Here is a 20,353-nt window from a genome sequence, read left to right on the forward strand (position 1 = left end):
CCGAAGTCGGCGGTCAGCGCGGTCTCCAGCACGTACTGGCGGCCGTCGAACTCGCGCAGCTCCTTGGGCTTGCTCACCTGGGCGACGGCCCCCTCGGGGGTGTAGCGCACCGGGATGCCGCCGTCGGCGACCAGCGTGCCCACCCCGGTGGGGGTGTAGAAGGCCGGGATGCCCGCGCCGCCGGCGCGCAGCCGCTCGGCCAGCGTGCCCTGGGGGGTCAGCTCCACCTCCAGCTGCCCGGACAGGTAGAGGCGGGCCAGCTCCTTGTTGCCGCCCACGAAGGAGGAGATCGTCCTGGTGATCCGCCCGGCGTAGAGCAGCACCCCCAGGGCCTGGTCGTCCACCCCGCAGTTGTTGCTGATCGTGGTCAGCCGGGAGGCGCCCTGCTCCAGCAGCGCCCCGATCAGCGCGATCGGCACCCCGCACAACCCGAACCCGCCCACCGCCAGCACCGCCCCGTCCGGGACATCGGCCACCGCCGCGGCAGGGCTTTCCACCACCTTGTCCATGCAGTTCTCCTCGTCGGTCTCTCAGGGGCGGGCGGCGGAGGCGCTCGGTGCCTCCGCGCGCTTCTCGGTGATCAGCCGGGGCCGGGCGGCGTACAGCCCGGCGGCGAGCTGGCAGGCCTGGAGGACCAGGAGCAGCGCCAGGCCGGCGCGCCAGCCGCCCGACACGTCGTGGAGCAGGCCGACGGCCAGTGGACCGGTCGCGGCCAGCAGGTAACCGGCGCTCTGCGCGGCGGCCGAGAGCCGGCCGGTCTGGGCGACGTCCCGGGTGCGCACCAGCACGAGCGTCATGGCCAACGGGAAGAGCAGGCCGGTGCCCAGCCCGTAGAGCAGCGCCCACACGGCAGGTGCGGCCGCGGGCGCCACCAGCAGGCCGACGATCGCGACCACGATGGGCAGGCCGCCGGCGAGCACCCAGGGGGTCTGGCCGGGACGGCGGGCGGCCAGCGGCGGCACCACCAGCGCGCACGGGGCGCCCAGCGCGGCGGCGACCGCGAGCAGCCCACCGGCGGCGGCGGGGGAGAGCCCGGCGTCGTCCTCCAGGATGTTCGCCAGCCAGGTGAGCATCGCGTAGAACGACAGCGACTGGAGCCCGAAGAAGGCGGTCACGGCGAGCGCCACCCGGTCCCGCAGCACGGCGGCCACCGGCAGGCGGGCCGCCGGGGGGCCGGGTTCGACCCGCCGGCGCCGGGCGAGGACCGCGACCCCCGCGGTGGCCGCCAGCACCGGCAGCAGCCACAGCGCCAGACCGGCCGTGGCGCTGCCGCCCGCGGCGGTCAGCGGCTGCGCCAGGCCGGCACCGAAGCTGGCCGAGAGCGCCATCGACGCGGTCGTCGCCCCCAGGACGGCGGCGCTGCGCGGCCCGTACTCCGCCCGGACGGCGGCCGGCAGCAGCACGTTGCAGACCGCGATCCCCCCGGAGAGCAGCACGGTCCCGGCGAACAGCCCCCAGGTGCCGGCCAGGCGCAGCGCCACGCCCGCCGCGAGGACCGCGGCGCCGACCAGCACGGCGCGGTGGACGCCGAGCCGCGCGGCGAGCGCCGGGGCGGTGGGGGAGAGCAGGCCGAAGCAGACCAGGGGCAGGGAGGTGAGCACCGCGAGCACCGTCGTGGAGACGGCGAGCTCGTCGCTCAGCACCCCGAGGACCGGGCCCACGGCGGCGAACGGGGCGCGCAAGCACAGCGCGAGCAGGACCAGGGCGGCGGCGGGCGCCAGCAGCACCAGCCACCGCATCCGGCCGCGAGGCGGCGTGGTCGGCGGGGGCGTCACGTCGCGCGACGCCGCGTGCGCAGCAGGTCGTGCTCGATGTCGGCGGCCGTCCGCAGCAGCGCCGGGACGAGCTCCTCCTCCAGCTGGGCCATCGAGGTCCGGCTGGCGTGCGCCGAGATGTTGAGCGCGGCCACGACCTCGCCGTCGTCGCCGCGGATGGGCGCCGCGGTCGAGCGCAGCCCCTGCTCGAGCTCCTGGTCGACCAGGGCGTAGCCCTGCCGGCGCACCTGCTCCACCGCGGCCCGCAGCTCGACCGGGTCGGTCACGGTGCGCTCGGTGTACGGGGTGAGCACGGCCCGCTGCAGGTAGGCCACGAGGTCGGCGTGGGACAGGCCGGCCAGGAGCACCCGGCCCATCGAGGTGGCGTGGGCGGGTAGGCGGGTGCCGACCGCGATGAGCTCGGTCATGATCCGCTTGGTGGGCACGCGGGCCACGTAGACGATGTCGTCGCCGTCGAGGACCGAGACCGAGGAGGACTCGCGGATCTCGCGGACCAGCGTCTCCAGGTGCGGTTCGGCGACCTCGGGCAGCGTGAGCCCGGACAGGTAGGACCAGCCGAGCTCCAGCACCCGGGGGCGCAGCGAGAACTCCCGGCCCTCCATCCGGACGTACCCGAGCTGCACCAGGGTGAGCAGGAAACGGCGGGTGGCCGCGCGCGTCAGCCCGGTCGCCCGGGCCACCTCCGACAGCCCCAGGCGCGGGTGCTCGGCGTCGAAGGCGCGGATGACGGCCAGCCCGCGATCGAGGGACTGTACGAACGTGCTGTCCCTCGGCGGCAGGACGGCCGGCTCTCCCGGCACGTCGGCGATCTCCACGCAACTCCTCCGGTAGCGGGACACGGATCGACGCGGCAGAGACGCACGTCGCACTCCGGGGCCATTGTGCGCAGAGTGAACGTGTGTTCGGCAAGCAGCATCGTCAGGGTGTCACGGCACGGTCACGGACAACGTACGGTGCTTGACGGTGACCGGCTTCACCTGTTTCCGTTCACAGGAAGAACATCGGTTCGCAAAGCGAACAGCTGCTCCGTACTCCTCCAACACGCACCGTGGAGCCTTCATGCGCCGGACCATCGCGGCCTTCGTAGCCGCGCCCCTGCTGTTCACCGCCGCCTGCGGCGGCTCGGGCGACGACGGCGACACCGACGGCACCGCCGGCGGTGGCGGGACCGACGAGGTGACCGTCGGTGTCATCCCGATCGTCGACGTCGCCCCCATCTACCTCGGCGTCGAGCAGGGCTTCTTCGAGGAGCGCGGCATCGACGTCACGCTGGAGAGCGGCCAGGGCGGCGCGGCGATCGTGCCCGGCGTGGTCAGCGGCCAGTTCCAGTTCGGCTTCAGCAACGTGACCTCGCTGCTGCTGGCCTCCTCCGAGGGCCTGCCGCTGCAGGCGGTGGCCAACGGCGTCACCTCCACCGGCGAGCAGGGCAACGACTTCGGCGCCGTCGTCGCGCTGCCCGACAGCGGCATCGCCGACGCCGCCGGCCTCGCCGGCAAACGGATCGCCGTCAACACCCTCAACAACATCGGCACGACGACGGTCAACGAGTCCATCCGCACGGCCGGCGGTGACCCCTCGTCGGTGCAGTACGTCGAGCTGCCCTTCCCGGACATGACCGCGGCCCTGAGCCAGGGCAACGTGGACGCCGCCTGGGTCGTGGAGCCGTTCGTCGCGCAGGCGAAGGCGGCCGGCGCGCAGGTCGTCGCCTCCAACTTCGTCGACACCGCCGACGACCTGACCGTCGCCACCTACTTCACCAGCCAGCAGGTGGCCGGCGAGGACGCCGACCTGGTCGCCCGGTTCACCGAGGCGATGAACGAGTCCCTCGCCTACGCCGACGCCAACCCCGACGCCGTCCGCGAGATCCTGGGCACCTACACCCAGATCAGCCCCGAGGTGGCGGCGGCGATGGTCATGCCCCGCTGGCCGACCGAGATCAACCGGGACTCCATGCAGGTTCTCGCCGACCTGGCCGTCGAGGACGGCCTGATCGAGGAGGCCCCCGACCTGGAGACTCTGCTGCCATGAGCGACACCGCACCCGTCACCGTCGTCGAGCCGGCCGCGGCCGACGCCGGCGCGCCGGCCGCTGCCACGCGCGGCCGATCGCGCGGCGCCTCACCGGTGCTGCTCGGCGCGCTGGGCCTGATCGCCCTGGTCGCGCTGTTCGAGATCCTGCCGCGGATCGGCGTGCTGCCCGCGCAGTTCTTCCCGACCTCCACGGAGATCGGCTCCGCCCTGGTCGACGAGCTGGGCCGGTCCGCGTTCTGGACGGCCCTGCTGGACACCCTGCAGGGCTGGGCGCTGGGCCTGGCCATCGCCGCGGTGGCCGGGATCGTGCTGGGCATCGTGATCGGCAGCTCGCCGCTGCTGCGCGAGCTGACCGCCTCCACGATCGAGTTCCTGCGGCCGATCCCGTCGGTGGCCCTGATCCCCCTCGCCGTCCTGCTGTTCGGCACCTCGATCGAGAGCAAGCTGCTGCTGGTCGTCTACGCGGCCTTCTGGCAGATGCTCATCCAGGTGCTCTACGGCGTGCAGGACGTCGACCCGGTCGCCCAGGACACCGCCCGGGCCTACCGGTTCGACTTCTGGGCGCGGGTCCGCTACGTCACCTGGCCCACGGCGCTGCCCTACGTCATGACCGGCCTGCGGCTGTCGGCCGCGGTGGCGCTGATCCTCGCGGTCACCGCCGAGCTGGTCATCGGCAACCCGGGGGTGGGCAACCGGCTCGCGGTCGCGCAGAGCAGCGGGGCGATCGCGACCACCTACGCGCTGGTCGTCGTCACCGGCCTGGTCGGCGTCGTGGTCAACCTGCTGTTCCGGTTCATCGAACGACGGGCGCTGAGCTGGCACCCGTCCCAGCGTGGAGAGGTGGCCCTCTGATGCGGGTCCTGCGCCGGATCGGCTTCGCGGTCGGCCTGCCGGTCGTCCTGTTCGCCCTCTGGTGGGTGACGTCGGCGAGCAGCACCGACTTCTACTTCCCGCCGCTGTCGCGGATCGTCGACAGCCTGGTCGAGGAGTGGTTCGGCCCGCGGCTGGCCGACGACGTCCTCCCCAGCCTGCTGCGGCTGGCGGCCGGCTTCTTCATCGCGGCGGTGGTCGGGATCACCCTCGGCGTGCTCATCGGGACCTACAAGCGGCTGCGGGACCTGCTCGAGCCGGTGCTGGAGTTCTTCCGCGCCATCCCGCCGCCGGTCGTGGTGCCGATCCTCATGCTGATCTTCGGCATCGAGGACACGATGAAGATCGTCGTCATCGCGTTCGGCTGCATGTGGCCGATCCTGCTCAACACCGCCGAGGGTGTGCGCGCCGTCGACAGCGTGCTGTCCGACACCGCCCGCACCTACCGGATCGACGGCGTGGCCCGGCTGCGGAACCTGATCCTGCCCGCGGCCAGCCCGCAGATCTTCGCCGGACTCCGGCAGGGCCTGTCGGTCGCGATCATCCTCATGGTGATCAGCGAGCTGTTCGCCGCCAGCGACGGCCTGGGCTTCGCGATCGTGCAGGCGCAGCGCAGCTTCGCCATCCCGGAGATGTGGGCGGGCATGCTCATGCTCGGGTTGCTGGGCTTCCTGCTGTCCCTGCTGTTCCGCATCGTCGAGAGCCGGTGGCTGGCCTGGTACCACGGCCTGCGCCGCGCCCAGCGGGCGTCGTGACCAGCGACCGTCCCGCACACCCCTGACCCCCTGATCGGAAGGCGCAACACGATGCTCGAGGTCACCGGCCTCAAGAAGGTGTACGAGGGCAAGTCCCGCACGGTCGAGGCCGTCCGCGACCTGACCTTCACCCTGGACACGGGCGAGCTGGTCTGCCTGGTCGGCCCCTCCGGCTGCGGCAAGACGACGCTGCTCAAGTGCATGTCCGGGCTGCTGGAGCCCACGTCGGGCTCGGTGCGGCTGCAGGGCAAGGAGGTCGACGGCCCGCCCCCGGGCATGGCCATCGTCTTCCAGGAGTACGGCCGCAGCCTCTTCCCCTGGATGAGTGTGCGGGAGAACGTCGAGCTGCCGCTCAAGCAGAAGAAGGTGCCGTCGGCCCGCCGCAAGCAGCTCGTCGACGAGTCGATCGCCGCCGTCGGCCTGGCCGACTCCCACAGCGCCTACCCGTGGCAGCTGTCCGGCGGCATGCAGCAGCGCGTGGCGATCGCCCGCGCGATCGCCTACGAGCCGCAGGTGCTGCTCATGGACGAGCCGTTCGCCGCGGTGGACGCGCAGACCCGCGCCGACCTCGAGGACCTCATCCGCTCCCTGTGGAAGCAGTTCCAGGTCACCACGCTGTTCGTCACCCACGACATCGACGAGGCGGTCTACCTCGGGCAGCGGGTGCTCATCCTGTCCAAGTCGCCGACGGTGATCCGGCAGGACCTCGCCATCGACCTGCCCGACGAGCGCGACCAGCTGCACACCCGCTCCTCGGCGCGGTTCGCCGAGCTGCGGGCGCAGGTCTACTCGCAGATCCACCGACCGCGCGAGGAGCAGGACGCGCCGGTGGCCGCTGTGGCCCCGGCCGTCGCCGGCCAGCCGTGAGCTGACGGCACCGCGCGACCCAGGGACGCCGGTCTCCCCCACGCGCGTGGGGGAGACCGGCGCCGCGCCCAGCGCCCTGTCGGAGAGCGAGAGCAGCGGTCAACGCCGGGCGGCCACGACGGGGCTCGCGCTCAGCGAGCGGGACACCCCGCGGGCGGCGGCGAGCAGCGCGGGCACCTGCGCCGGGGCCCGGCCGTCGTTGGGCACGATCACCGACAGCGCCGCGACCACCTCCTGCAGCCCGTCGCGCACCGGGACCGCGACGCCCGCGGCGTCCGGGTGCACGTGACCGGGGGTGACCACGAACCCCTGCCGGCGGATCTCCGCGAGCGTGGCGCGCAGCCGCTCGGCGGTGGTGATCGTCCGGTCGGTGTGCTGCTCGAGCGGCCGGGCGAGGACGCGCTCCTGCAGCTCCGGGGGGCCGTAGGCGAGCAGCACCAGGCCGGACGAGGAGATGTGCAGCGGGAGCCGGCCGGCGATGCGGGAGTAGTTGACGACGGCGTCGCGTGCGGTGAGGCGCTCGAGGAAGAGCACGTCGTCGCCGTCGCGCACGCCGAGCTGGGCGTGGTGGCCGACGACGGCGTGCAGGTCCTCCAGGTAGGGCATCGCGGCGTCCCGCAGCGAGAGCGTCAGCGACGCCCGGGAGGCCAGCTCCCACATCCGCATGCCGACCCGCACCTCGCGGTCCGGCCCCCGCTCCAGCAGCCCGTGGGAGACCAGCTCGGCGATCAGCCGCGACGCGGTGGCGATGTGCAGGCCCGTCCGGCGGGCGATCTCCGAGACCTGGAGGACCTTCTCGTCGGGGGAGAAGGCGTCGAAGATGCGGATGGCCCGGGACAGCACCGACTCCCCGGTCCGCACTCGCCCCACGGCCGCAGTGTGGCACGGGGAGCGCGGCTCACCGCCCGCGGACGGTCCCCCGGAACCGCAGGGTCTGGCCCGGGCGCAGCTGGCCGCAGCGGTCGACGTCGTCGTCGTCGACGTAGGCGATCACCGGGTAGCCGCCGGTCACCGGCGCGTCGGCGAGGAACAGCACCGGCTGGCCGGACGGCGGCACCTGAAGGGCGCCGCGCACCATCCCCTCGCTGGCCAGCTCGCCTTCCCGGGTGCGGGCCAGCGCCGGCCCGGCCAGGCGCAGGCCGATCCGGTTGCTCTCGCCGGTGACCGTCCAGGCGCTGCCGGTGAGCGCCGCCGCGGCGTCCTCGGCGAACCAGTCCGCCCGCGGGCCCGGCAGCACCCGCACGGCGACCTCGCCGCCGGGCGGGTCGGGGACGGGGGCCAGGTCCACCCCCGGCATCGGGGCCGCGGGGCCCCCGACCGGCAGCACGTCGCCGGCCGAGACGACCGGCGGGCCGAGCCCGGAGAGCAGGTCGGTGGCGCGGCTGCCGAGCACCGGCTCGACGGCGATGCCGCCGCGGACGGCGAGGTAGCTGCGCAGCCCGCTCGCGGGCAGGCCCAGCCGCAGCTCCGCGCCGGCCGGCAGCCACACCGGGGCGTTGTGCGCGCGGGAGTCGGGGCAGCGGGCGCCGGTGGTGGCGACCACGAGGTCGGCCCCGGCCCGCACCGCCAGACCGCCCAGGGTCACCTCCAGCACGGCGGCGTCCGGGTCGTTGCCGACCAGCCGGTTGGCCAGCCGGGCGGCGGCCCGGTCGCAGGCGCCCGAGCGGCCGATGCCGAGCGCGCCCTGCCCGGGCCGGCCGGCGTCCTGCACGGTGGTCAGGGGGCCGGTCGCCAGCACCGTCAGCGTGCGGCTCACCGGCGCGGTCACGTCGCCGCCACGAACCGCACCCGGACGCCGGGGCGCAGCAGGGCCGCCGGCTCGCGGGCGAGGTCGAAGACGGCGACGTCGGTGCGCCCGATGAGCTGCCAGCCGCCGGGGGACTCCCGGGGGTAGACGCCGCTGAACTCCCCGGCCAGCCCCACCGCGCCGGCCGGGACCCTGGTGCGCGGCGTCTCCCGCCGGGGCACCTGCCACGGCTCCCCGTCGGGGACGCAGTAGCCGAAACCGGGGGCGAAGCCGCAGAAGGCCACCGTCCACTCCGTCCCGGTGTGCCGGCGCACCACCTCCTCGGGCGCCGTGCCCAGGTGGGCGGCGACGTCGGCCAGGTCGGCGCCGTCGTAGACCACCGGCAGCTCGACCCGCTCCGCCGACCCGGCGCGGCCCGGCCGCGGACGGGTGCGCCGGAGGGCCTGGCCCACGGCGGCCAGGGTGGTCCGCGCGGGGTCGATGACCAGCAGGACCGTGCGCGCGGCGGGGACGACGTCGACCACCCCCTGGAGCGGATCCTCGGTGAGCGCCGCGTACAGGCCGAGCACCTGCTTCAGCCCGTCGAGCTCGACCAGCAGCGCCGTGGAGCCGCTGGGCAGGATGCGCATCAGGGTGCGAAGGGGGCCAGCTCGAGGCCGGCCTCGGTGAGCGCGGCCTGCACCTTCCGCGCGATCGCCACCGCGCCGGGGGTGTCGCCGTGCACGCAGATCGAGTCGGGGGTCAGGCGCAGCGGGCTGCCCTCGACGTCGGTGACCGGCTGCCCGGTGGCCATGGCGAGGCAGCGGCGGGCGATCTCGTCGGCGTCGTGCAGCACCGCCCCGGCCTGCCGGCGGGGGACCAGGGTGCCCTCCGGGGTGTAGGCGCGGTCGGCGAAGGCCTCGCGGACGACGGTCAGCCCCGCCTCCTCGGCCCGCCGCAGCCACGCCGACCCGGGCAGGCCCAGCACCGGCAGGGCGCGGTCGTACTCGACGACGGCCCGTACCACCGCGGCGGCCTGCTCCTCGTGGGCCACGATCGCGTTGTACAGGGCGCCGTGCGGCTTGACGTAGCGGACCCGCGAGCCGGCGACGCGGGCGAAGGCGTCCAGCGCGCCCAGCTGGTAGAGGACGTCGTCGGTCAGCTCGGCGGGGTCCATGTCGATGAACCGGCGGCCGAAGCCGGCCAGGTCGCGGTAGGACACCTGGGCGCCGATCGCCACCCCGGTCAGGACGGCACGCTCGCAGACCCGGCGCATGATCGACCCGTCGCCGGCGTGGAACCCGCAGGCGACGTTCGCGCTGGTGACCACCTCCAGCAGCGCGTCGTCGTCCCCGAGCTGCCACTGGCCGAAGCCCTCGCCGAGGTCGGAGTTGAGATCCATGCGCTGCATCCTCCTCAGGAGAACAGCGCGATGACCGGCCGCACCGAGTTGACCGCCAGGTAGACGGTCAGCAGCCACGCCGCCCAGCCGATGGCGAGCAGCCAGCGCGGGTAGCGGTAGCCGCCCAGGAGATCGGCGCGGCGGGTGGCCACCCACAGCAGCACCGCGATGCCGATCGGCAGCAGCAGGCCGTTGAACGCCCCGGCGAACACCAGCAGCGTGGTCGGGGCCGCACCGACCAGCAGGAAGGCCAGCGTGGTGACCGCGATGAAGGTGACCACCAGCAGCGTGCGGGCGCGGTCGCTGGTGCGGGTCGAGGAGGTCACGAAGGTGATCGACGTGTACGAGGCACCGATGATGCTGGTGATCGACGCCGCCCAGAGCACCACGCCGAAGGCGCGCAGGCCGAATTCGCCCGCGGCCTGGCCGAAGGCCGTGGCGGCCTGGTTCTCCGTGCCGAGGTCGGCGCCGCCGGCCACGACACCGAGGATCGCGAGGAACAGGACCACCCGCATGATCCCGGTGATGACGATGCCGGTGACCGAGCCGCGGGTGATGTCCCGGACGTGCGCGGGCCCGGTGACGCCGGAGTCGAGCAGCCGGTGGGCGCCGGCGTACACGATGTAGCCGCCGATCGTGCCGCCGACCAGCGTGGTGATCGCCAGGAAGTCGACCTGCTCGGGGAGGACGACGTTGCGCAGCACCCGGCCGATCGGCGGGCCCGAGGTGACCGCGATCCAGGTGGTCAACCCGATCATCAGCAGCCCGAGGGCGACGACGATCCGGTCGACGGCCACCCCGGCGCGCTTGGTGACGAACACCCCGATCGCCACGAGCGCCGACAACGCCCCGCCGATCTTCGGGTCCAGCCCGAACATCGCGTCCGTGCCCAGCCCCGCGCCGCTGACGTTGCCGATGTTGAACACCAGACCGCCGAGCACCAGCAGCGCGGCCATCGCCCAGCCCAGCCCGGGGGCGACCAGGTTCCCCAGCTCCTGGGCCCGGCGCCCGCTGACCCCGATGACCCGCCACACGTTCAGCTGCAGGGCGATGTCGATGACGATCGAGACGGCGATCGCGAAGGCGAACGCGGCGCCCAGCTGCACGGTGAACGCGGTGGTCTGGGTGATGAAGCCGGGGCCGATGGCGGAGGTGGCCATGAGGAACATCGCGCCCAGCAGCGTGGAGCGGGTGCTCGCCGCCATGCGGCCGGACGCGGGGGCGGGCGTGGGCTCGTGACTCGAGGTCATGGGCGCTCTCCACGGCAACAGGTGGTCTGCGCACGCTAGGGCCGTTCGCGGAGCCCGGCAAACGCGGGACGGGCGGCCGCTGGGGGACCATGGCGACCATGGCGCAGATGGTGTCCACAGCCCGCCCGGCCGAGGTCCGGGCCGCCTGCCGCAGCGGGTCGGCCGTCCACACCTCGGGGCAGGCGCCCGGGTATGCGCAGGCCAACCTGGTGGTCCTGCCCCGGGACTGGGCCTTCGACATGCTGCTGTTCGCCCAGCGCAACCCGCAGCCGGTGCCGCTGCTCGACGTCACCGACCCCGGGTCCTACCGCACCGCGCTGGCGCCCGGCGCCGACCTGCGCACCGACCTGCCGCGCTACCGGGTCTGGCGGGACGGCGAGCTGGTCGACGAGCCGACCGACGTCGCCGGCCTGTGGACCGACGACCTGGTCGCCTTCCTCATCGGCTGCAGCTTCAGCTTCGAGACGGCGCTGCTGGACGCCGGCGTGCCGGTGCGCAACATCGAGCAGGGCACCAACGTGTCGATGTACCGCACCGCCCGGGACTGCCGCCCGGCCGGCCGGCTCTCCGGGCCGCTGGTGGTCTCGATGCGGCCGGTCCCCGGCGAGCTGGTCACCACCGCGGTGCAGGTGACCGCGCGGATGCCGCAGGTGCACGGGGCCCCGGTGCACGTGGGCGCGCCGGCGGCCCTCGGCATCGCCGACCTGGACCGGCCCGACTTCGGCGACCCGGTGCGGTTCGCCGAGGGCGACGTCCCGGTCTTCTGGGCCTGCGGGGTGACCCCGCAGGCCGCGCTGATGGCCTCCCGGCCACCGTTCGCGATCACCCACGCGCCGGGCCACATGTTCGTCACCGACGTCCCCGACCGCACCTACCGGCAGCCCTGAGGGGCGTTCCGCGCGGACAGTCGATGGGACCGGCTACGGGACGGCGGCGAACCGGGCCCGCAGCTCGGGCTTGCGGATCTTGCCGGTCGCCGTCTTCGGCAGCTGGTCGACGAACTCCACGAGCTTGGGCACCTTGAACCCGGCCAGTCGCTCGCGCAGCGCGGCGCGCAGCGCCTCGCCGTCCTCCGGCGCCCCCGGCCCGGGGACGACGATCGCCAGCCCCACCTCGCCCCACCTCGCGTCGGGCACCCCGATGACCGCGGCCTCGACCACGCCGGGCAGTTCCAGCAGCGCGGACTCCACCTCGGCCGGGTACACGTTCTCCCCGCCGGAGATGATCATGTCCTTGTAGCGGTCGCGGATGGAGAGGAAACCCTCGCCGTCGATCGAGCCGGCGTCGCCGGTGTGGTACCAGCCGTCGCGCAGCACCGCGGCGGTCTGCTCGGGATCGTTCCAGTAGCCGGCCATCACGTTGGGGCCGGAGACGACGACCTCGCCGATCTCGTCCACCGCCGCCTCGGTCCCGTCGCGGCGGACCACCTTGACGTCGGTGAAGAACACCGGCTTGCCGGCCGAGCCGACCTTGCGCTCGGCGTCGGCGGAGTCCAGCACCGTGCAGCCGGGCGCGGCCTCGGTCATGCCGTAGGCCTGCTGCATGGTCACCCCGCGGTCCAGCCAGGTGCGCAGGGTGGGCAGCGGGACGGCGGCGCCCGCCGCGCCGATGCTGCGCAGCGAGGACAGGTCGCGGCTGGCGAAGTCCGGCTCGCGGCTCATCGCGTCGAGCATCGTGGGGACGGCGAAGAAGGAGTTGACCCGCTGCTCCTCGATCACCTGCAGCGTGGCCGCGGGGTCGAACCGGCGGACGATGACCGCGCAGCCGCCGCGCAGCAGGGTGGGGTTGACCGTGCCGTTGAGCCCGCCGATGTGGAACAGCGGGGCCAGGGCGAGGGTGCGCTCGTCGGCGGCGAAGTCGAAGCCGAGCAGCTGGTTGGTCGCGTTCCACGTCATGTTCCCGTGGGTGAGCACCGCGCCCTTGGGCCGGCCGGTCGTACCCGAGGTGTACATGATCAGGCACGGGTCCTCGAGGCCCACCGGCTCGTCGCGGGCCTCCGGCGGGCTGTGCGCCAGCAGCTCCTCGTAGGGCAGCGAGTCCGCCCCGCCGGCGACCGGCGGCTCGGCCGCGAGCCACGCGCGGACGCCGGGCAGCCGGTCGCGCAGCGCGTCGGCGAGCTCCCCGTGGTCGCGGCCGTGCACCACGACGGTGGCGCCGGAGTGGGTGAGCACGTACTCGGCCTCCGGCGCGGTGAGCCGGGCGTTGACCGGCACCCAGATCGCGCCCAGCTGCCCGCAGGCGTAGAGCGTCTCCAGCGCCGAGGGGTGGTTGCCACCGGTCCAGGCCACCCGCTCGCCGGCGCGCACCCCGAGGGCGGCCAGCGTCCCGGCTGCGCGGCGCACCCGCTCGGCGAACCCGGCGTGCGAGGTGGTCGCCCCCTCGAACCAGATCGCGTCGCGCTCGGGGGAGATGCGCAGCCGGCGCTCGGGCCAGGAGCCCAGGCCGGAGTTACGCATCCTTGGCCAGACCCAGGGCCCGGACGGCGTTCTCCTTCATGACCAGCGGGCGCACCTCGTCGCGGATCTCGAGGTTCTCGAAGTCGCGGATCCACCGCTCGGGGCTGATCAGCGGGTAGTCCGAGCCGAACAGCACCTTCTTCTTCAGCAGCGTGTTGGCCGCGCGGACCAGCTGCGGCGGGAAGTACTTCGGCGACCAGCCGGACAGGTCGATGTAGACGTTGGCCTTGTGCTGGGCGACGGAGATCGCGGCGTCCTGCCAGGGCACCGAGGGGTGGGCCATGATGATCGTCAGCCCGGGGAAGTCGGCGGCGACGTCGTCGAGCAGCATCGGGTCGGAGTAGCGCAGCTTGATCCCGCGGCCGCCGGGCAGCCCGGAGCCGATGCCGGTCTGGCCGGTGTGGAACAGCGCCGGCACGCCGAGGTCCTGCAGCTCCTCGTAGAGCGGGTAGACCCGCCGGTCGTTGGGCTCGAACGCCTGGATCGACGGGTGGAACTTGAACCCGCGCACGCCGTGCTCGGTGACCAGCTTCCGGGCCAGCCGGACGCCGGCCTTTCCGCGGGCCGGGTCGATCGAGCCGAACGGGATGAGCACGTCGGGGTGCGCCGCGGCGGCCTCGGCGATCTCCTCGTTGGACAGCGTCGGGTGCCCGGTGGCCAGCTCGCTGTCGACGGTGAAGACGACGGCGGCCATGCGCTGCGCCCGGTAGTGCTCGGCGATCTCCGGCACCGTCGGGTGGTGCGGCTCGCCCTTGAAGTAGGCGGCCGCGGCCTCCAGCAGCTCGTCGTCCATCGACAGGTGGCCGTGCAGATCCTGCTCGACGTGCACGTGCACGTCGATCGCGACCAGATTCTCGAGGTCCATGACTGCTCCACGCGAGAGGGATGTGACGCACGACGCTAGGCCGTTATCGTAGAGAACGTCAACGATGGAGGTCCTCATGGACGGCACCACGCTCACCGACGACGTCGGCTTCCTGCTCTCGCGGGCCAGTGGCCTGCTCGTCCGGGCCACCAACGCGGCGCTCGCCGCGCACGGGCTCCGGGTCCGGTCCTACTCCGCGCTGCTGCTCGCCTGCGGGTCGGAGGCCGGCATGTCGCAGCGCGACCTGGCGGTGATCCTCGGGCTGGACCCGAGCCAGGTGGTGCTCCTCGTCGACGAGCTCACCGAGGCGGGGCTGGTGGAGCGGCGCCCGTCGGAGAGCGACCGGCGCACCAAGCTCGTCGCGGCCACGCAGGCCGGCCGGGCTGCGTGCCGGGCGGCCGAGCGGGCCGCCGGTGCGGTGCACGCGGAGCACCTGGCCGTGCTGACGGGCGAGGAGCAGGCGCAGTTGCGGGCGCTGCTGGGCCGCCTCGTCGTCGGCGAGCCGGCCCCGGCGCGCACCTGATCGGGCCGGGGGGCTTGCCCCCGGTCGCTGTGACGTGCATCATCCCGATCATCAACCATTGAGGTTGTCACCGTTTCTGAGATCGGGAGAGACAATGCTCCGCAAGTGGGTCCCTGTGCTGGCCGCGACGACGCTCGCGCTCGCCGCCTGCGGGGGAGGCGACGACGAGGCGGCCGGTGGCTCCGGTGGTGACACGGGCGAGCTCCGTCAGGTGACCGCCGGTCTGCTGCCGGTGGCCGTGACCGGGGCGCTGCAGGCCGGTATCGACCAGGGCTTCTTCGAGGAGCGCGGGATCGAGCTCACCATCGAGACCGGGCAGGGCGGGGCCGCGCTGCTCCCGGCCGTGGCCTCCGGGGAGATGGAGTTCGCCACCAGCAACCCGGTCTCGCTGCTGCAGGCGCGTGGCGAGGGCCTGGACGTGCGGGTCGTCGGGCACTGGACGTCGACCCGCGCCGAGGGCGAGGACGTCAACGGCGTCGTGGCCCGCGGCGACTCCGGCATCACCTCCGCGGCCGGCCTCGCCGGCAAGCGGATCGCGGTCAACACCCTCAACGGCATGGGGCAGCTGACCATCGACGAGGCGGTCCGCAAGGACGGCGGCGACCCCAGCGGCATCCAGTACGTCGAGCTGCCCTTCCCGGACATGCCGGCCGCCCTGGAGGCCGGCAACGTCGACGCCGTCTGGGTGCCCGAGCCGTTCCTGACCCGCCTGGTCGACGCCGGCCACACGATCGCCAGCTACTCGAGCCAGGAGTCGGTGCCCGGTCACCCGACCCAGCTGTTCTTCACCTCCGGCCAGCTGGCCGAGTCCGACCCCGAGCTGGTCGCGGACTTCACCGAGGCGCTGGAGGAGACGCTGGTCTGGGCCGACGAGAACCCCGACGCCGTCCGGACCGCGGCCGAGGAGTTCATGGAGGCCCCCGCCGGCTCCATGGCCAACATCAAGATCGAGAACTTCGGCACCGACCTCCGTCGGGAGCAGATCGAGCGGATGGGCGAGCTGATGGTCGAGGCCGGCCTGCTCGACGAGGAGGCCGACATCGACGGCCTGCTCCCGCAGGAGTAGATCTCGGGAGTGCATTCCGACTCCCTCCCGCAGGCCCGTCCGGACTCCCGGGCGGGCCTGCGGCCTGTTCCGGGCACCGGCCTGCTGCTGGCCGCCGTGCTGCTCACCGGGCTGAACCTGCGCGGGGCGATCGCGGCGGTCTCGCCGGTGCTGCCCGAGATCCGCGCGGAGCTGGACCTGTCGCCGACGGTCGCCGGCCTGCTCACCACCCTGCCGGTGCTCTGCTTCGCCGCCCTCGCCCCGGCGGCGGCCTGGCTGGGGCGGCGGCTGGGGCCCGGCACCGCCGTGCTCGCCGGGCTGGTCGCCGTCGCCGCCGGCACCGCGCTGCGGGTGCTCGACGGCCCGGCGGTGCTGCTGGCCGGGACCTTTCTCGCCGGCGCCGGGATGACCGTGGGCAACGTGCTCCTGCCCGCGGTCACCAAGCGGGAGTTCGCCGAGCGGGCCGGCACGGTCACCGGGCTCTACACCGGGGCGCTGTGCGCGGGAGCGGCGCTGATGGCCGCGCTCACCGCCCCGCTGGCCGCGCTCACCGGCTGGCGGGTGGCCCTGGCCGCCGGGGCGGTGCTCGCCGTCGCCGCCGCCGTCGTCTGGGTCGCGGCCACCCGAGGGCGCCCCGGGGGCGGGCGGCCAGGGGGAGCCGAGCCCGGCGACGCCGGGTCGCCCGGCGCTCCCCAGGTGCAGGTCTGGCGGTCGGGCACCGCGTGGGCGGTCGGCCTCGTCCTGGCGCTGCAGTCGGTGCTCTACTACGCGCTCACCGCCTGGCTGCCGACCGTGCTGATCGACGGCGGCATCGACGTGGGCGCCGCCGCGTTGGCCGCCACCCTCTTCCAGGTCCTCGGCATCCCCGGGACGCTCGTCGTCCCCGCGGTCCTCGCTCGTCAGCACCGGGCGCGCCGGGGGCGGTCCGGCCGGGACGGGCAGCGCGGGCTCGGGGTGGTCGTCGCGGCCGGATGGGGGGTGCCGCTGCTCGGGCTGCTCCTCGCGCCGGCCGTCTGGCCGCTGTGGACGGTGGTGGGCGGCCTCGCTCAGGGGGCCGGGATCTCGCTGGCGTTCACCCTCGTCGTGCTGCGCGCCGGGGACGACGCGGTGGTGCGCCGGCTGTCGGGCATGTCCCAGCTGATCGGCTACTCGCTGGGCGCCACCGGGCCGCTGCTGGCCGGGGCGCTGTATGCGGCCACCGGCGGCTGGACGGCGCCGCTGCTCCTGCTGCTGGTCCTGACCGGCGTGCTGGCCGCCGGGCTCGCCGTGGCCGGACGGCCGGGAAGCATCGGACCGAAAGGGCTTCCACATCGTGGAAGTCCGGTATCCGGGGGCCGGTGACGGCGGTCACCGTGGAGCCCGAGCTACGAGTCCGAGGAGAGGCAGGAATGACGTCGATCGTCCAGAACCAGTGGTACGTGGCCGCCTATGGCCGGGAGATCGGTCGCGAGCTGTTCAGCCGCACCATCTGCGGCGAGTCGATCCTCTTCTGGCGCACCGAGGCCGGCGAGGTCACCGCGATGAGCGACCGCTGCGTGCACCGCCGGTTCCCGCTGTCGCAGGCGCCGAGCCACCTCGACGGCGACACCGTCGTCTGCGGCTACCACGGCTTCACCTACGGCGCCGACGGCAAGTGCGTCGCCGTCCCGGGCCAGACCCGGGTCCCGCGGACCGCCCGGCTCAAGTCCTACCCGGTGGTGGAGCAGGACACCCTCGTGTGGATCTTCATCGGCGATGCGGACAAGGCCGACGCCACCCGCATCCCGCGGGCCCCCTGGCTCGACCAGGAGGGCTGGACCACCGTCTCGGGCATGGAACCGCTCGCCGCGCGGGCCAGCCTGCTGGTGGACAACCTGATGGACCTCTCGCACGAGACGTACCTGCACGGCGGCTACATCGGCACGCCCGAGGTCGCGGAGACCCCGATCACCACCGAGGTCGACGAGGAGGCCGGCATCGTCTACGTGTCCCGGCACATGGCCGACGCCGAGTGCCCGCCCTTCTACGCGAAGAGCACCGGGATCGAGGGCCGGATCACCCGCTGGCAGGACATCGAGTTCGCCCCGCCCTGCCTGTACAAGCTGCACAGCCGGGTCGCGCCGGTCGGCGTCCTGCCCAACGAGGACGGCACCGACCCGCACGCCTTCCATGTCGAGGTGAACTACGCGATCACCCCGGAGACCGAGAACTCGACCCACGATTTCTGGATGGTCTCCCGTGACTTCGCCCTCGACGACGAGGCCGTCACCGACTTCCTCCGCGAGAGCAACCGCACCGTCGTCCTGCAGGACGTCACCGCCCTGGACGTGCTCGAGCAGGTCATCGCCGGCGAGCCGGACGGCTACCAGGAGCTGTCGATCAACATCGACACCGGTGCCCTGGCCGCCCGGCGGATCATCGCCCGGCTGGCCGCCGAGGCGTCGGGTGCTGCGGCCGAGCAGGCGGCGGCGACCGCCCGGTGAGCTCTCCGGGAGGCGTCCCCACGGAAGGTGACGGCATGACCCTGCCCCCACCGCGCGAGGTGCTCGCCGGCGACAAGGTGCTGCGGATCAACTGGCTGCCCGGTTCCGACCGGCTCCGCGGCCGGTGCCACTGCGGCGCCGAGGCCGAGGGGGAGGACCCGATCGAGATGTGGGAGTGGCTGCTCGCCCACCCGAACCACCCGGAGGGCGGGCCGGACGTCCCGCCCGTGCCCGACGTCCTGCCGCCCCCGCCCGCGCACCGGGTGACCGACCCGTCCATCATCAGGAGCCGCATCCCGGTCCTGGTCTGAGCACGCTCCGTCCCCGGCCCGCCGTCCGCACGGCGGGCCGGGGACGTCGCGTGCGCACGTCGAAACGGAGTACTCCCGTGCACACCACGCACGACGAGGTCGACCTGCGCCTGCGGGTGGCCTCCCGCATCGAGGGCGCCGAGGGCGTCGTCGTCCTCCAGCTGCGCGACCCCTCCGGTGCCGAGCTGCCGGCCTGGGCCCCCGGGGCGCACATCGACCTGCAGCTGCCGGAGGGCCGCACCCGCCAGTACTCGCTGTGCGGCGACCCGGCCGACCGCTCGGTCTGGCGGATCGGGGTGCTGCGCGAACCCGACGGCCGCGGCGGCTCGGCGTACGTGCACGACGAGCTGGCCGAGGGCGCCGAGATCGACGTCCGCGGCCCGCGCAACAACTTCCCGCTGGTGCCCGCGCGGCGCTACGTCTTCATCGCCGGCGGCATCGGGATCACCCCGATCCTGCCGATGATGGCCGCCGCCGAGGCCGCCGGCGCGCAGTGGGAGCTGCACTACGGCGGTCGCAGCCGCCGGTCGATGTGCTTCCTGGAGTCCATGGAGGAGGCGACCGGCACCACGGTCACCCTCCACCCGCAGGACGAGGTCGGCCTGATCGACCTCGACGCGATCCTGGGCACGCCGCGGCCGGACACGCTGGTCTACTGCTGCGGCCCCGAGCCGCTGCTGCAGGCGGTCGAGAAGCACTGCGCCGCGTGGCCCGAGGGTGCGCTGCACGTCGAGCGCTTCTCGCCCAAGGAGCAGGGCGAGCCGCTGCGGGCGGACTCCTTCGAGGTCGAGCTGACGCAGAGCGGTGTGACCCTCACCGTGCCGCCGGACAGGACCATCCTCGAGGTCGTGGAGGAGGCCGGGATCCCGGTGCTGTCCTCGTGCCAGGAGGGAACGTGCGGAACGTGCGAGACGCCGGTGCTCTCGGGGGAGGTCGACCACCGCGACTCCCTGCTGACGGCGGCAGAGCAGGCGGCCAACGACACGATGTTCATCTGCGTGTCCCGGGCCGCGTGCCCGAAGCTGGTGCTCGAGCTCTGACCCCGGCGCCCCCCGCTCCGTCCCGGACGTCGGGGGGCAAGCTCCTGGCCGTCCTCGACGCGTTCAGCCGGGAGCGCCCCGCGCTCACGCTGTCGGAGATCGCCCGCGCGATCGACGTCCCGCTGTCGACCGCCCACCGGCTGGTCGCCGAGCTGCGCCGGTGGGGCGGGCTGGAGCGGGACGCCGACGGGCGCTTCCGCATCGGGCTGCGGCTGTGGGAGCTCGGCGCGCTCGCCCCGCGCGGCCTGGGCCTGCGCGAGGCGGCCCTGCCGTTCATGGAGGACCTCTACGAGGTCACCCACCAGAACGTGCAGCTGGCCGTGCGCGACGACACCGAGGTGGTCTTCGTCGAGCGGTTCGCCGGCCGCGACGCGGTCATGGTGCTCACCCAGGTCGGCGGCCGGTTCGCCATGCCACCGACCGGGGTCGGGCTGGTGCTCCTGGCGCACGCGCCGCTCGAGGTCCAGGAGCGGGTGCTCGCCGCACCGCTGAAGCGGTACACGCCGCACACCCTCACCGACCCCCGCCAGCTGCGCCGTGTGCTGGCCGAGGTGCGCCGCACCGGCCTGGCCGTCAGCGACCGGCAGGTGACCGTCGACGCGGTGTCGGTGGCCGCGCCGATCCTGCTCCGCGACAGCGTCGTCGCGGCGCTGTCCATCGTGGTGCGCGGCGACTCGCCGGCCGCGGTCCGCGCCACCGCCCCCGGGGTCCGCGCGGCCGCGCGCGGCATCTCCCGGGTGCTCACCCAGTCGGCGCGGGCCGGCTGGCCGGTCGAGTCGCCGGCCGGCCCCGCCGACGAGCCCCGTTGACCCACCCCGTGAGGAACCCGCGTGAGGCCGGCTGGTCGAGTAGTTCCGGCTGGAGAAGATCGAGGACGCCGTCGAGGCCTCCTACAGCGGGGCCGTGGTCAAGCCGCTCCTGCGCATGCCGCGCTGAGCGGTCGCGGCGGGCGGCGGCGTCCCTGTTTCTGTCTCGA

21 protein-coding genes and 1 pseudogene are annotated in these 20,353 nt (G+C 74.0%); 12 read left to right on the forward strand and 10 right to left on the reverse strand.

Annotated elements, in window-relative coordinates; all coding sequences use genetic code 11:
- The 3 genes from BMZ50_RS16595 to BMZ50_RS16605 form a co-directional block, all read right to left on the reverse strand.
- On the reverse strand, positions 1-509 hold a 509-nt coding region (locus tag BMZ50_RS16595; protein ID WP_143087203.1), incomplete at its 3' end, for a CoA transferase subunit A.
- A 21-nt stretch (positions 510-530) separates the two neighbouring features.
- Positions 531-1,775 (reverse strand): MFS transporter, encoded by a 1,245-nt coding sequence (locus BMZ50_RS16600; protein ID WP_245753686.1) that lies wholly within the window; start codon positions 1,773-1,775, stop codon positions 531-533.
- Positions 1,772-2,590, reverse strand: coding sequence for an IclR family transcriptional regulator domain-containing protein (locus BMZ50_RS16605; RefSeq protein WP_218146305.1), 819 nt, complete (start codon positions 2,588-2,590; stop codon positions 1,772-1,774). Before BMZ50_RS16605 ends, BMZ50_RS16600 begins: the two co-directional genes overlap by 4 nt.
- 244 nt (positions 2,591-2,834) lie before the next feature.
- On the opposite strand from BMZ50_RS16605, the gene BMZ50_RS16610 reads away from it, so the two are divergent.
- From BMZ50_RS16610 to BMZ50_RS16625, 4 genes are read left to right on the forward strand one after another with little or no spacing between them, the layout of a single operon-like run.
- Positions 2,835-3,803, forward strand: coding sequence for an ABC transporter substrate-binding protein (locus tag BMZ50_RS16610; RefSeq protein ID WP_091326776.1), 969 nt, complete (start codon positions 2,835-2,837; stop codon positions 3,801-3,803).
- Complete coding sequence (locus BMZ50_RS16615; RefSeq protein WP_091326779.1) at positions 3,800-4,657, forward strand: ABC transporter permease; 858 nt, start codon at positions 3,800-3,802, stop codon at positions 4,655-4,657. The genes BMZ50_RS16610 and BMZ50_RS16615 overlap by 4 nt, the downstream gene beginning before the upstream one ends.
- On the forward strand, positions 4,657-5,430 hold the full coding sequence (locus BMZ50_RS16620) for an ABC transporter permease (protein ID WP_091326782.1): 774 nt from the start codon (positions 4,657-4,659) through the stop codon (positions 5,428-5,430). Before BMZ50_RS16615 ends, BMZ50_RS16620 begins: the two co-directional genes overlap by 1 nt.
- Before the next feature lie 51 nt (positions 5,431-5,481).
- Positions 5,482-6,297 carry an ABC transporter ATP-binding protein gene (locus BMZ50_RS16625; RefSeq protein ID WP_091326785.1) on the forward strand — a complete coding sequence of 272 codons (816 nt, stop codon included), beginning with the start codon at positions 5,482-5,484 and terminating at the stop codon, positions 6,295-6,297.
- 99 nt (positions 6,298-6,396) lie between these two features.
- On the opposite strand, the gene BMZ50_RS16630 is transcribed toward BMZ50_RS16625, so the two are convergent.
- The 5 genes from BMZ50_RS16630 to BMZ50_RS16650 are packed head-to-tail and all read right to left on the reverse strand — an operon-like array spanning position 6,397 to position 10,675.
- The gene (locus tag BMZ50_RS16630; RefSeq protein WP_091326788.1) at positions 6,397-7,167 is read right to left on the reverse strand and encodes an IclR family transcriptional regulator; all 771 of its coding nucleotides are present in this window, start codon (positions 7,165-7,167) and stop codon (positions 6,397-6,399) included.
- 28 nt (positions 7,168-7,195) lie between these two features.
- Complete coding sequence (locus BMZ50_RS16635) at positions 7,196-8,065, reverse strand: 5-oxoprolinase subunit C family protein (protein ID WP_218146306.1); 870 nt, start codon at positions 8,063-8,065, stop codon at positions 7,196-7,198.
- Positions 8,062-8,673 (reverse strand): 5-oxoprolinase subunit B family protein, encoded by a 612-nt coding sequence (locus BMZ50_RS16640; protein WP_091326791.1) that lies wholly within the window; start codon positions 8,671-8,673, stop codon positions 8,062-8,064. Before BMZ50_RS16640 ends, BMZ50_RS16635 begins: the two co-directional genes overlap by 4 nt.
- On the reverse strand, positions 8,673-9,425 hold the full coding sequence (locus tag BMZ50_RS16645; protein WP_091326794.1) for a LamB/YcsF family protein: 753 nt from the start codon (positions 9,423-9,425) through the stop codon (positions 8,673-8,675). Before BMZ50_RS16645 ends, BMZ50_RS16640 begins: the two co-directional genes overlap by 1 nt.
- A gap of 14 nt (positions 9,426-9,439) precedes the next feature.
- Positions 9,440-10,675 (reverse strand): NRAMP family divalent metal transporter, encoded by a 1,236-nt coding sequence (locus tag BMZ50_RS16650; protein ID WP_091326797.1) that lies wholly within the window; start codon positions 10,673-10,675, stop codon positions 9,440-9,442.
- Between the two features lie 98 nt (positions 10,676-10,773).
- Here BMZ50_RS16650 and BMZ50_RS16655 point away from each other — a divergent pair, with 98 nt between their 5' ends.
- Positions 10,774-11,562, forward strand: coding sequence for a putative hydro-lyase (locus BMZ50_RS16655; RefSeq protein WP_091327214.1), 789 nt, complete (start codon positions 10,774-10,776; stop codon positions 11,560-11,562).
- Positions 11,563-11,595: 33 nt separating this feature from the next.
- On the opposite strand, the gene BMZ50_RS16660 is transcribed toward BMZ50_RS16655, so the two are convergent.
- On the reverse strand, positions 11,596-13,131 hold the full coding sequence (locus tag BMZ50_RS16660) for an acyl-CoA synthetase (protein WP_091326798.1): 1,536 nt from the start codon (positions 13,129-13,131) through the stop codon (positions 11,596-11,598).
- Entirely contained in the window at positions 13,124-13,996 is an 873-nt protein-coding gene (locus BMZ50_RS16665) for an amidohydrolase family protein (protein ID WP_091326802.1), read from the reverse strand. The genes BMZ50_RS16660 and BMZ50_RS16665 overlap by 8 nt, the downstream gene beginning before the upstream one ends.
- Before the next feature lie 76 nt (positions 13,997-14,072).
- Between BMZ50_RS16665 and BMZ50_RS16670 the strand changes: the two genes are divergently transcribed.
- The 7 genes and pseudogenes from BMZ50_RS16670 to BMZ50_RS16700 all read left to right on the forward strand — a co-directional run bounded on the left by BMZ50_RS16670 (position 14,073) and on the right by BMZ50_RS16700 (position 20,186).
- Positions 14,073-14,519 carry a MarR family winged helix-turn-helix transcriptional regulator gene (locus tag BMZ50_RS16670; protein ID WP_218146307.1) on the forward strand — a complete coding sequence of 149 codons (447 nt, stop codon included), beginning with the start codon at positions 14,073-14,075 and terminating at the stop codon, positions 14,517-14,519.
- Between the two features lie 94 nt (positions 14,520-14,613).
- Positions 14,614-15,585 (forward strand): ABC transporter substrate-binding protein, encoded by a 972-nt coding sequence (locus tag BMZ50_RS16675; RefSeq protein ID WP_091326809.1) that lies wholly within the window; start codon positions 14,614-14,616, stop codon positions 15,583-15,585.
- Positions 15,586-15,594: 9 nt separating this feature from the next.
- On the forward strand, positions 15,595-16,905 hold the full coding sequence (locus BMZ50_RS16680) for an MFS transporter (RefSeq protein ID WP_177212844.1): 1,311 nt from the start codon (positions 15,595-15,597) through the stop codon (positions 16,903-16,905).
- 47 nt (positions 16,906-16,952) lie between these two features.
- The gene (locus tag BMZ50_RS16685) at positions 16,953-18,026 is read left to right on the forward strand and encodes an aromatic ring-hydroxylating oxygenase subunit alpha (RefSeq protein WP_091326816.1); all 1,074 of its coding nucleotides are present in this window, start codon (positions 16,953-16,955) and stop codon (positions 18,024-18,026) included.
- A 35-nt stretch (positions 18,027-18,061) separates the two neighbouring features.
- Complete coding sequence (locus tag BMZ50_RS16690) at positions 18,062-18,337, forward strand: hypothetical protein (RefSeq protein ID WP_091326819.1); 276 nt, start codon at positions 18,062-18,064, stop codon at positions 18,335-18,337.
- 29 nt (positions 18,338-18,366) lie between these two features.
- Positions 18,367-19,377 (forward strand): annotated as a pseudogene (locus BMZ50_RS16695) (PDR/VanB family oxidoreductase); the annotation flags it as partial.
- Positions 19,350-20,186 (forward strand): IclR family transcriptional regulator, encoded by an 837-nt coding sequence (locus tag BMZ50_RS16700; protein ID WP_245753687.1) that lies wholly within the window; start codon positions 19,350-19,352, stop codon positions 20,184-20,186. The pseudogene BMZ50_RS16695 and the gene BMZ50_RS16700, both read left to right, overlap by 28 nt.
- Positions 20,187-20,353 lie beyond the last annotated feature (167 nt).

The organism is Geodermatophilus ruber (genome assembly GCF_900114385.1).
In the GTDB taxonomy this organism is placed as follows: Bacteria; Actinomycetota; Actinomycetes; order Mycobacteriales; family Geodermatophilaceae; genus Geodermatophilus; species Geodermatophilus ruber.

Coding starts and splice junctions, on each gene's coding strand:
- BMZ50_RS16610 (WP_091326776.1), top strand. CDS start 2,835: ATGCGCCGGACCATCGCGGCCTTCGTAGCCGCGCCCCTGCTGTTCACC.
- BMZ50_RS16615 (WP_091326779.1), top strand. CDS start 3,800: ATGAGCGACACCGCACCCGTCACCGTCGTCGAGCCGGCCGCGGCCGAC.
- BMZ50_RS16620 (WP_091326782.1), top strand. CDS start 4,657: ATGCGGGTCCTGCGCCGGATCGGCTTCGCGGTCGGCCTGCCGGTCGTC.
- BMZ50_RS16625 (WP_091326785.1), top strand. CDS start 5,482: ATGCTCGAGGTCACCGGCCTCAAGAAGGTGTACGAGGGCAAGTCCCGC.
- BMZ50_RS16640 (WP_091326791.1), bottom strand. CDS start 8,673: ATGCGCATCCTGCCCAGCGGCTCCACGGCGCTGCTGGTCGAGCTCGAC.
- BMZ50_RS16645 (WP_091326794.1), bottom strand. CDS start 9,425: ATGGATCTCAACTCCGACCTCGGCGAGGGCTTCGGCCAGTGGCAGCTC.
- BMZ50_RS16650 (WP_091326797.1), bottom strand. CDS start 10,675: ATGACCTCGAGTCACGAGCCCACGCCCGCCCCCGCGTCCGGCCGCATG.
- BMZ50_RS16655 (WP_091327214.1), top strand. CDS start 10,774: ATGGCGCAGATGGTGTCCACAGCCCGCCCGGCCGAGGTCCGGGCCGCC.
- BMZ50_RS16660 (WP_091326798.1), bottom strand. CDS start 13,131: ATGCGTAACTCCGGCCTGGGCTCCTGGCCCGAGCGCCGGCTGCGCATC.
- BMZ50_RS16665 (WP_091326802.1), bottom strand. CDS start 13,996: ATGGACCTCGAGAATCTGGTCGCGATCGACGTGCACGTGCACGTCGAG.
- BMZ50_RS16670 (WP_218146307.1), top strand. CDS start 14,073: ATGGACGGCACCACGCTCACCGACGACGTCGGCTTCCTGCTCTCGCGG.
- BMZ50_RS16675 (WP_091326809.1), top strand. CDS start 14,614: ATGCTCCGCAAGTGGGTCCCTGTGCTGGCCGCGACGACGCTCGCGCTC.
- BMZ50_RS16685 (WP_091326816.1), top strand. CDS start 16,953: ATGACGTCGATCGTCCAGAACCAGTGGTACGTGGCCGCCTATGGCCGG.
- BMZ50_RS16690 (WP_091326819.1), top strand. CDS start 18,062: ATGACCCTGCCCCCACCGCGCGAGGTGCTCGCCGGCGACAAGGTGCTG.